The sequence below is a fragment of the uncultured Limnohabitans sp. genome (genome assembly GCF_937889215.1).
Classification (GTDB): domain Bacteria; phylum Pseudomonadota; class Gammaproteobacteria; order Burkholderiales; family Burkholderiaceae_C; genus Limnohabitans_A.
The window spans coordinates 1-2,033 of sequence record NZ_CALBEX010000309.1 but is presented as its reverse complement, the minus strand read 5'-3'; the positions used below and the strand labels follow the sequence as shown (position 1 = coordinate 2,033).

Here is a 2,033-nt window from a genome sequence, read left to right as displayed (position 1 = left end):
GGCCAAATCGCCCATGCGGAACGGGCCCATGGCAAAGCCGAATTTTTCAACGGCTTTGTCTACCTGTGCGGGGGTGCAGCCTTCTTCGATCAAAAAGCCCGCTTGGCGGCTGTATTGCTCGATCATGCGGTTGCCGATGAAACCATCGCACACACCCGAGACCACCGAGGTTTTCTTGATCTTTTTGCCGATGGCCATGACGGTGGCCATGACATCTTTGGCGGTTTGCGCGCCGCGCACGACTTCGAGCAACTTCATCACGTTGGCGGGGCTGAAGAAGTGCATGCCCACCACGTCTTGGGGGCGCTTGGTGAAGTTGGCGATCTGGTTCACGTCCAAGGTGGAGGTGTTGGAGGCCAGGATCGCGCCGGGCTTCATCACTTCGTCGAGCTTCTTGAAGACGGCTTCTTTCACGCCCATCTCTTCAAACACGGCTTCGATCACCAGGTCGGCTTGGCCGATGTCGTCGTAGCTCAGCGTGGTGCTGAGCAAGGCCATGCGCTGCTCGTATTTGTCTTGTTTGAGTTTACCTTTTTTGACTTGGGCTTCGTAGTTCTTGCGGATGGTGGCCACGCCACGGTCGAGCGCGTCTTGTTTCATCTCCAGCATCTTGACCGGGATGCCCGCGTTCAAGAAGTTCATCGAGATGCCGCCGCCCATGGTGCCCGCGCCAATCACGGCCACGCTCTGGATGTTGCGCTGGGGGGTGTCACTGGGCACGTCGGCGATCTTGCTGGCGGCACGGTCGGCCATGAAGATGTGGCGCAGCGAACGGCTTTCAGGGGTGAACATGAGGTTGGTGAAAATCTCACGCTCGAACACCATGCCGTCATCGAACTTTTTCTTGGTTGCCGCTTCGACGGCGTCCACGCACTTGAGTGGCGCAGGCAGGTTTTTGGCCATGCCTTTGACCATGTTGCGGGTGAACTGGAAGTACGCATCGCCTTGAGCATGCTTGCAAGGCAAATTGCGCACCAGTGGCAATGGCGCGCCGTCTGCGTGAGCAGCAGCCACTTTGCGGGCCATGGCCAGTGCTTCTTCGGGCAGGCTTTCGGCCGACTGGGCCATGGCATCAAACAGCTTTTGGCCAGGCAACATGGCCAGCATTTCGCTCTTGATGGCTTCGCCACTGACAATCATGTTCAGCGCTGCTTCTACGCCAATCACGCGGGGCAGACGCTGTGTGCCGCCCGCGCCGGGGATAAGACCCAGCTTGACTTCGGGCAAGGCAATGGAAGTACCAGGCGCAGCAATGCGGTAGTGGCAGCCCAGGGCCAACTCCAAACCACCGCCCATGGCGACCGAGTGGATGGCCGCCACAACCGGCTTGCCTGATTTTTCGCAAGCGGTGATGACGCTCAGCAAATTGGGCTCTTGCACCGCTTTGGGCGAGCCAAATTCACGGATGTCGGCACCGCCCGAAAAAGCTTTGCCGCCGCCGGTGATGACGATGGCTTTGACAGCCGCGTCGTTGTTGGCTTTTTCCAGGCCGTCGGTGATGCCGACGCGGGTGGACAGACCCAAACCGTTGACGGGCGGGTTCATCAGGGTGATGACCGCGACATCGCCGTGGACTTTGTATTCAGCTGTCATGCTGGACTTCCTTTGCGTGAAAAGTTAAAAAAGAACGACCGTTCGTTTTTTTGCATTGTAGACACAAATAAAACTGCAACGGGAAAAGTTTTGTCGCTCCAGAGACCCACCCTGGACGGGGCTCAGACTTCGAGCCATTCTTTGCGGATGTAAGTATTGGCCCGCAGATCGTCGGGCGTGCCCTGGAACACGATGGCCCCGTGGCCCATGACCAAGGCTCGGTCGGAGATGCTCATGGCAATCGTCAGCTTTTGCTAGATCAGCAAGACGGAGACCCCTTTGGCTTTGAGGCTGTGCAGAAACTGCCCCACCAGCTCCACGATTTTGGGGGCCAGGCCTTCGGTGGGTTCGTCGATGATGATGAGATCGGGGTCGCCCATGAGGGTGCGGCACAGCGTGAGCATTTGCTGCTCGCCCCCCGACAGAACGCCCGCTTCTGT

Annotated in this window: 1 protein-coding gene and 1 pseudogene; both read right to left on the bottom strand. The window is 58.4% G+C overall.

Annotation, left to right across the window (positions count from 1 at the left end; all coding sequences use genetic code 11):
• The coding region (locus Q0341_RS07935) for a 3-hydroxyacyl-CoA dehydrogenase NAD-binding domain-containing protein (protein WP_299511865.1) at window positions 1-1,593 on the bottom strand (1,593 nt) is incomplete at its 3' end.
• Between the two features lie 122 nt (window positions 1,594-1,715).
• A pseudogene (locus tag Q0341_RS07930) lies at window positions 1,716-2,033 on the bottom strand (ATP-binding cassette domain-containing protein); the annotation flags it as partial.